Raw genomic sequence first — 7704 nt, forward strand, 5'->3', positions numbered from 1 at the left:
CCCCTTTAACCTCCCAAATTGTAAAGCGTGTTTTTTTACTGGCTAATTGCCGTATGTACCGAACTACGCAAGGTATTTTAGTCAAAAGAAAAAAGAGCGCCGCCAAGGAAAGGTGAGCCCAGGTAAATCAACGATTTGAATGTATCATTTTTTCTAGCAATTCTATTTTTGCTTGGTTTTCTTACGAAGTCAATAGACTAGGGATTTTGAATGTAACTTACTTACCATTAAGTTACATTCAGGCAGGAAAATAACACTCTGTTTAATGGTAAATTATGTTAATATTTAATAGAAATAATAAGAGGAGGCCGCCAATGAAGAAACTATTAAAGAGAATTTCCGCTATTCTACTGCTTATTCTTCTTGTGTTCATCATCTGGTTTATAAGTCTGCGATCAACAACAGGTTATGTCTATCAAGAAATGGAATTGAATCCGTATGGAGATTTACATACAAAAAATATCTGGGTAGTAGAACTCGAACCAGATGAAACCGAAGGAAAGACAAAAGCCGAAATCATTGAGGCAGTGCAAGAGCAAGCTGATACTTCTCGTTTTCTGGATGAAGGGAGTACGGATAATGGGAGTCCAGGAACGATTTACCGAATCCCGCTAATAAATAGGCAGATCGATACCAAGTTCCAGATTGGTGATAAGGTCAAGATTTACTGGAGAGGCGCCGTTATGGAGTCCCTGCCAGGACAGATTGATGGAACAGTCCTAGTAATTAAAACTGGAAAATAATTTAATCTTTTCACAATCAAAAGAAACACTTAAAAAAGTTATTTAAAATTATTTCCCTTTTGTTTTATTTGGGTTTGAATGTAACTTAATTCACATTAAGTTACATTCGGATCCCTCGTTCTCCTATTGCTTTCAAAGCGTATTATTTTTCTTTCTTTTTCGCATCTCCATCTTCTTGCCAAAAAGCTGGCCCCGTTACATCCGACAACCAAAATAAAACATCTTGTTCATGATTCTCGGGCTTTAAGTTGCTAATGGGCCCAGGATTAAAGGTGTAGTCCCCTTGTTGAATTTTTTCTTCCCTCACATAGTCTTTGAAATGGTAAGCTCCATATCCTTGTACCGTATTTGTTCCTTCTGGTTGAGGAGATTCTTCTCGAATCGACGCATGGACCTCTGCTAAATAACTAAAGAACCTAGACAGTGAAAGGTATCCTTCCGAATTCCCGACAAATGAAACGCCAACTTCATCGATTTTGATTTCCATTTTTGCTCTTTTTGAAAAATATGGATCAAAATCGTAAAATATCTCTTTCTCTTTTTTCATTTTCTTCTTTTTTTTCGCCATTTTATTTACGCTCCTCGATTGTTTTTCATAGGTTTGAATGTAACTTAACTGCACATAAGTTACATTCAATTCCCCTAAACTAGTGACTTTTATTTGTTCCAGATTCTCGCCCATAAACTTCGAGTATCTTTCTTAGGTGTTATCGGTTCCGGTTCGCTTTCTCCCTCCTGTGAGGACGGTTCTGACGCATCTAACTCGGATTCTTCTGGTACTGGTGCAAGTAATTGTTTCTGTTGTTCTTCCATCCGATCAATCTTCTTCTGCATTTTCTCTAGAACTTCTACAAACATGAGATCTCGTTCTTTTTGGTTCTCTTCTTGTTGCTGTAGTTGGATTCTCAGCTGTTTGACTTCTTCCAGCGTAGCAGCTGCTATGGTGTCGCTATCGCGCTCGCGTGGCGCCACAGCGACATCTCTTTTTAATTCCTTAGATGCCTCTATAACAGCATTTTCAAGCGATTTCTTACCGCTATGCACTGTCGCTATGATGCTTTCAATCGCTATGTACTCGCTATCTGTGTAAAGACGGGCATTTTTGTGAGTTCGTTTGAATTGAATGCCTTCTTGTTCAAGCAAAGCCGAATACTTTCGTAATGTAGAGGGTTGGATATTTAATTTGGTACTTACTTCGCTCGGAGTCATCATCAAATCATCACCACCTCTTTTTTAATACACCACTGGAACCTTTTTGATAGTAAGCAGATGACCTTCTGGCAAAAGTAGTTCGTCCGATGACTTTATTTTGTGTAAGAATACTTGTTTTTTCTCTAGGACTTTGAATGGCACCCTATTAGAATTAACTAATTTTGCAACTTGAAATGCACATCTTTTATGATTTTCAGCTTTTTTATAAATATACTCTAGCAGAATTTCAGCTTCTTCTTTTGCATTAATTCCATTCTCAATTTCAAGTTGAAGTGGAAAATCGAACCCTTTAATACGTTCATTAGATTCTTCGAAATACAATTCATATTCTTTATAAGCTTCTGGAACCAACTCGATATCAGAGGCAATATAATAAAAATAAGTCATAAATAAATCTCCTTTCAATGATTATAAATAGTAAAAGTCAGCTCTTTATAAGTTATTAAAACATGTATAACATATTAGATGTCAGATTATTGAATAGATATGGGTTTACATATCACAGGTTATCGGAAGTGAGAAAAAAAGAAAGAAGATGCTCGTAACTTAGCATCTTCTTGCTCTCCCTTTTATTTTCATTAAGATTTTTGAACGATTTGGCGTAGTGCATAACAGGACACTATCAGGTTTTTTAGTTTGGTATATCTCTTAGATTGGTCGTTTTTTCTAGCCATTAATCTTAAAAAAACAGTAGGCTTCTTTTTGATACGCTTTTTAAGCTTCTTTTTTTACTGAAGGTTCTTTATCTGAAACAATATCTACTTGATGCTCCATGCAAGCCAGTGAGTAGTGAGTGTAAATACTTCCTTTATTCAATTCCTGAGATTCAAAATTTATTCTTTTCTTTAACGAATGCATCAAATCTGATTGTTGATAGATTCTGAATGCTTCTCCCAGAAAAACCTCAGAATCATTAAAAACTGTAAAGTCTTCGAAAGTTACTGAATATGTAGCATAAGAGAAGAAATCTATATGCCAAACATCTAAATTTTCTTGATTTCCCACTAACAAATCAGTTTCATTGTAACTACCATATAAAATAATTCTTAGAGCAATCCTATGATCATTAGGTACCAAAGAGCCTCTAAAAGAAATAAAGTAATCGTTTTTTTCAAGTAAATCTTTATACATCATCATTGGCCCTCCTAGAGTTTCCGAAATGTTTATAACCATTTTCTCTATATTTTTAGAAAACCCTTTTTTAAAAGAAGGATTTTTTTAAAAGTAATTGAATTTATTTTACCAAACGTTGTAAAAATCACCATTAAAAAAGGGGACGAATTATGAAAAGAATTATGAGTATTTTGGTAGTGGTAACTGTATTTACTTTGCTTTGGAATTCTTCAAATGCTCAGGCAGCTTGTGATGGTGTATGGGTTATAGAAGATGAAACACAAATGGAGTTGACAATCTCGAAAGAACTCACAGAACTAACTGATATCAGTAATGAGACGAATAAATCAATAATCGAACCCATGTGTGGAGGAGGCACATTGCCACCTGGATGGTCAGGAGTAAGGTCTAAAGCAACACTAAATAATACTACTAGTAGTGGTAAAAAAATATATCATAACAATAAAGGAGGAGCAAAGGCAGCGTCAGCAGATTTTAATAAGATAGCTATTGGAACTACTACAACAAAGTACGTAAATACTGATGGTTCTGTAACACTTGTAAAAAGATCAGTTAAGGGTGATGTAAGATTTTACAAAAGTTCTAGTGGTAATAATCCGACTATATGGTGGAATAATGAAAAAATCAGGTATCTGGGACTAGATTAATACCTTCAGATGTTATTCTATTGAGAGAAAAATACTTTTCAAATTTATAAATTTGTAGAGAAACAAAGACGATACTGATTGAAGTAGAGTCTTTTTATGTATCATTTTGCAAAACAAAGATCATAGTCATGATGTTCACTTAAGTACAGTTAGTGATTTTTTCAAAAAGAAAAAATTGTGTTCTTCTAGTTTGCTACAGAAGCTCAAGTTGGCTCAGAAATCCCGCGAATCGAGGAGCACAACAAATTATACGGGCAATACAATTTTGTATGGATTAACCTCTACAAAAAAGAGACCAAAAGTTGGCTTAACGCTCCAACTCCTGGTCTTTTTTTCTAGCAAGATTTCGTTCGCGCTGCTGTTCTTTTTCTTGTTGCCGTTCAGCTTGCCACTCTTTAAATTTACTCATTTGCGTTTTCGCAAATTCCATCAACACCGTCAACTTGTTTTTTAAGCTTGTATTTTCTTTCTGCAATTCCCGGTTCTCTTGTCTGAGTTGGCTGTTTTCTTTTTGCAGCCGTTCATTTTTGGTTCGCTCTTGATCCAACTTCCGATCGGTAGCAATTACGTTATCGACCAGTTCGTCAAATTGCTTTTCGTGCCCCTCAATTGTGCTTTCGATGGCTTCTGTCGCCTTGGCTCTTGCCTTGAGTGTTTCAAAGTCCTCTACTGGTAATTTGACGTGTTTCCGGTCAAATAGAGAGGGTTTGCTGACTTGCAGCTCATCAACCTTCTTAGAAGCCGTCAGGGCGTTTCTCAGGGCTTCGGTTTCCTTCTCGAGGGTTTTAATCTCCTCATTGAGCGTCAATGCCTTAAAACGGCTCATTTCGATGTGTTTTCGGTCCGAAGCAATGCCACGTTCAACGTCAAAACCTAGACTTTGCATGTGTTTGGGAAATTCCTCTTGCATCCACTGCAATTCCTGGCGATTAAAGACGTTCTTGCCCTGGAGTTTGCCGTCACGCATCGGAACGACCCCTAAATGCATGTGAGGCGTTTTTTCGTCATTGTGAACCGTCGCATACGCAATATTTTGTTTGCCGTAGCGTTCCGAAAACAATTTATGGCTTTCCTCGAAAAATCGTTTCTGTTCAGCCGGATCTAATCCATCAAAAAACTTCCGATCAGAAGTCACCAGAAGCTCATTGACGAGTACGGCATCTTTTCGGGTTTTTCGCTCGCTTACTTTTTGGCTCTCGATGATGGCTTTTACGTGTTTGTTGTAATCAATTTTTTCTTGATGCAGCAAATCATAATTCAAGTGCTCACGGTCCGGATCGATGTCTGGATTCGTCCGACTTTCCCGTTCTCGTTGGTTGTGAAATTGCATGCCCTTTAAATCCGGACTCTTCATTTTTTGCATCCGTACCACAGCAAAACTCAAAAGAACGCACCCCCATAATTCGGTCAACTTCCATGTAAAGTATAGCACACTATACTTTATTGCATAAAGGTGTGCTCTCCGAGGGTGAAAAGCAAGTGGCTGCCTCACTAGTGAGGCGCCCCCCAAAGTCAAAAGCATGGGGGCGATCGTCCTCGATGGACGGTCATTCCCCATTAGTTCAATAGCAAGAAAAGACAGCCGGCTTCGGCTATCTTTTCCGTAAATCAACAGCAAAAAAAGAGAACGGAAAAATCCTGACCGGACTTTCTGTTGTCAGAAAAAACCGGTCGGGATGTTTAATTGATTACGAGGTAGGCGTGTCTTTTTTTACAAGCCGTTCTTTTTTCTCGGCCAACTTTTTCAGCAATTGGTCTTTCTCTTTGGTGAGTTCGGGATTCGGTTTTGCAGCCTCTTGCGGTTCATCTTTGGACGTGAACCACTCCGGTAATTTCTCTTGTCGTCCCGTCGGACGTTCCTTCATCGGCTGCAGATCGGCGAACGTAATCTGTCCTCCGGTTTCATGGATCTCCCACGCCGAGGTAATTTTGGATTTGATAAAGCCAAGGGGATTCTTGACGGTTTTTTCGTCGTTGACGTAGCGAATCAGCCATTCCAATTCCTGTTCGGCATCATTTTGCCAGATAAGTGAAGCCCCCTGATGCAGCTGTGCAAAGAATGCCATATCGAACTGATAACCATCGGTCAAGGTATTTAATCTAGTACGCAAAATATCTTGTTCAGATTGCTTTTTTTCTTTTCTTTTTGGCTCCTGCAACTTAATTTCTTTTTCTGGAGCACGACGAATAACAAATTCAATTCGTTCTACGCTTCGTCCCTTTTTAATTTCCTTAATTTTGATATGAAGATCGGTTTTTTCATTTACTTCTTCAACGGCTCTTAAAACAACTCTTGTTTTGAAGTGATTGTAACGTTTATAAGATCCTTCAGAAACACCAAATTTAAGTTTTAATTCTTCAATAGAGTTTTCCCATTTACCTATATGCTGCCATTTTTTCATGAGCTCATATAAACGTATGGAGTAAGTGCTGTTTAAAGACAATACATTGCTTAATTTATACGATGTAAACTGATTTTTTAACTGCAACATATAGGGTTTTAGCTTAGGAGAAAATGATAATTCAAGTACCCCTTCTCCTTTAACATACTTGGCACTAGACACCCAATGAACTAACAACCAACCGCCGTCTTCTTGTGGTATTTCAATAGTTTTAGACATCAACTCTTTAGATATATCTTTTACATCTGTATATTTTGCTTTTCCTTCAAGGCCTAACATCTCACTAAATTCTTTAATAGAAATGCGATAATCTTTAAAATCGTCATCATTCGGCTCGATCATACTAGCCATTGTAAGGACAATTTTTTGTTCTCTGGCAGTTAGAGGATTGTTGTGTCTAGCTTCAATTAAATTGTTTGCCTGCGTAACTAAATGCTTACTATTCATAAATGCCCCACCTTTTTATTTTTGTGGCTTTACTGTTGGAAGTAATACTATCAGAACCTATATAGAATAACAATGCCCTAACTTTTAATAATTGTGGCATTTGGGACCAAAAGTGTGGCATTTGGGACCAAAAGTGTGGCATTTAAGGGACCAAAAGTGTGGCATTTGGGACCAAAAGTGTGGCATTTGGGACCAAAAGTGTGGCATTTGAGTCTTGCAAATCCAGTCACACCAAGGACTCAGACCCTCTCTAAAACACTTAAAACAAAGTAATAAACAAAGTAATTAAAAACACCAACAACACGCGTACGCGCGCAAGACGGTGGTGGGGGAATAAATGGAACCAAAAGTGTTACCTTTCAACTTCAAGCCCCAAAAAACCGTTAATAGAAAAAGACAGCTGTTGTTCGTATGTTGAACCATCTTAAAACGCACAGAAACTACCCTAAAAGCGTTTTAAAGGTGGAAATTGAATACATACAAGCAAACGTTTCTAAGACGCCTTTAAAACCCTTTAAAAACGTTTTTTCACAAACAAAAAACTCCACAGAATAAAATCTGGGAGTTTTACAGGCGAAACGCTTTTAAATTGCTTTCAATTTGCTCATCGGTGATGCCAATGTAACGCAAGGTGATCTGCGGATGCGCATGATTCAAGATATTCTGCAGCTCGGCAATGTCTTTGAATTGCTTGTAATGCCAGTAGCCGAATGTCTTGCGCAAAGTATGCGTGCCGATGCCTACCGAGATATCGACCATCTGTGCGGCTTTCTGAAGCTGTCTGTACGCTTGAACGCGTGTAATCGGTCCATTTCCCTTGCGACTGGGAAAAAGCCACTGAGCGCCCTCTAACGTGCGAATATAGGCATCCAGTTCGTCGTAGATATTGCCGAGGTGAATCGTTCGCCGTTTGCCGGTCTTCCCTTCGCGCAACGACACCACTTTCTTGCCCTGGATCTCACTCATTTTGATGTTTAACAAATCCCCGACACGCAAGCCGGAATTGATGCCTAAGAGAAACAAAATATAATCCCGTTCACTGCACCATTTCTTCAAGCTCCATTTCATGTCCTCAATGCGTTCCAGTGATCGGATCGGCTGCACATCTTTGATTTCTTG

At 38.3% G+C, this 7704-nt stretch carries 9 protein-coding genes and 1 pseudogene; 3 read left to right on the top strand and 7 right to left on the bottom strand.

The annotated features are described in order from the left end of the window. Window positions 1-314: 314 nt before the first annotated feature. Window positions 315-743: a hypothetical protein gene (locus tag MLE13_RS17635; protein ID WP_240751087.1), complete on the top strand. Its 429-nt coding sequence runs from the start codon at window positions 315-317 to the stop codon at window positions 741-743. 142 nt (window positions 744-885) lie between these two features. Here MLE13_RS17635 and MLE13_RS17640 read toward each other — a convergent pair whose 3' ends face one another. From MLE13_RS17640 to MLE13_RS17655, 4 genes are all read right to left on the bottom strand, one after another. After that, a complete protein-coding gene (locus MLE13_RS17640) occupies window positions 886-1311 on the bottom strand; it encodes a hypothetical protein (RefSeq protein WP_240751088.1) in 426 nt (141 codons plus the stop codon). A gap of 89 nt (window positions 1312-1400) precedes the next feature. After that, window positions 1401-1955, bottom strand: a complete 555-nt coding sequence (locus MLE13_RS17645; RefSeq protein WP_240751089.1) for a hypothetical protein — start codon at window positions 1953-1955, stop codon at window positions 1401-1403. 21 nt (window positions 1956-1976) lie between these two features. After that, window positions 1977-2342 (bottom strand): hypothetical protein, encoded by a 366-nt coding sequence (locus tag MLE13_RS17650; protein ID WP_240751090.1) that lies wholly within the window; start codon window positions 2340-2342, stop codon window positions 1977-1979. 327 nt (window positions 2343-2669) lie between these two features. After that, window positions 2670-3089 carry a hypothetical protein gene (locus MLE13_RS17655; protein ID WP_240751091.1) on the bottom strand — a complete coding sequence of 140 codons (420 nt, stop codon included), beginning with the start codon at window positions 3087-3089 and terminating at the stop codon, window positions 2670-2672. Window positions 3090-3238: 149 nt separating this feature from the next. Here MLE13_RS17655 and MLE13_RS17660 point away from each other — a divergent pair, with 149 nt between their 5' ends. Next, a complete protein-coding gene (locus tag MLE13_RS17660) occupies window positions 3239-3736 on the top strand; it encodes a hypothetical protein (RefSeq protein WP_240751092.1) in 498 nt (165 codons plus the stop codon). A 307-nt stretch (window positions 3737-4043) separates the two neighbouring features. Here MLE13_RS17660 and mobV read toward each other — a convergent pair whose 3' ends face one another. Both mobV and MLE13_RS17670 read right to left on the bottom strand, forming a co-directional pair. After that, on the bottom strand, window positions 4044-5120 hold the full coding sequence (gene mobV / locus MLE13_RS17665; protein WP_240751093.1) for a MobV family relaxase: 1077 nt from the start codon (window positions 5118-5120) through the stop codon (window positions 4044-4046). Between the two features lie 304 nt (window positions 5121-5424). Beyond that, entirely contained in the window at window positions 5425-6585 is a 1161-nt protein-coding gene (locus MLE13_RS17670) for a replication initiation protein (protein WP_240751094.1), read from the bottom strand. A gap of 149 nt (window positions 6586-6734) precedes the next feature. On the opposite strand from MLE13_RS17670, the pseudogene MLE13_RS18095 reads away from it, so the two are divergent. Further along, window positions 6735-6839: pseudogene (locus MLE13_RS18095) on the top strand (hypothetical protein); the annotation flags it as partial. Between the two features lie 313 nt (window positions 6840-7152). Here the strand turns inward: MLE13_RS18095 and MLE13_RS17675 are convergent. After that, window positions 7153-7704, bottom strand: a 552-nt coding sequence (locus MLE13_RS17675) for a site-specific integrase (RefSeq protein ID WP_240751095.1), incomplete at its 5' end; no start/stop codon positions are given.

This window comes from Planococcus halocryophilus, assembly GCF_022489025.1.
GTDB lineage: Bacteria > Bacillota > Bacilli > Bacillales_A > Planococcaceae > Planococcus > Planococcus halocryophilus_A.

Bases quoted from the DNA above. Each gene is read 5' to 3' on its own strand.
- MLE13_RS17640 (WP_240751088.1), bottom strand. From the start codon at position 1,311: ATGGCGAAAAAAAAGAAGAAAATGAAAAAAGAGAAAGAGATATTTTAC.
- MLE13_RS17655 (WP_240751091.1), bottom strand. From the start codon at position 3,089: ATGATGTATAAAGATTTACTTGAAAAAAACGATTACTTTATTTCTTTT.
- MLE13_RS17660 (WP_240751092.1), top strand. From the start codon at position 3,239: ATGAAAAGAATTATGAGTATTTTGGTAGTGGTAACTGTATTTACTTTG.
- MLE13_RS17635 (WP_240751087.1), top strand. From the start codon at position 315: ATGAAGAAACTATTAAAGAGAATTTCCGCTATTCTACTGCTTATTCTT.
- MLE13_RS17650 (WP_240751090.1), bottom strand. From the start codon at position 2,342: ATGACTTATTTTTATTATATTGCCTCTGATATCGAGTTGGTTCCAGAA.
- MLE13_RS17670 (WP_240751094.1), bottom strand. From the start codon at position 6,585: ATGAATAGTAAGCATTTAGTTACGCAGGCAAACAATTTAATTGAAGCT.
- MLE13_RS17645 (WP_240751089.1), bottom strand. From the start codon at position 1,955: ATGATGACTCCGAGCGAAGTAAGTACCAAATTAAATATCCAACCCTCT.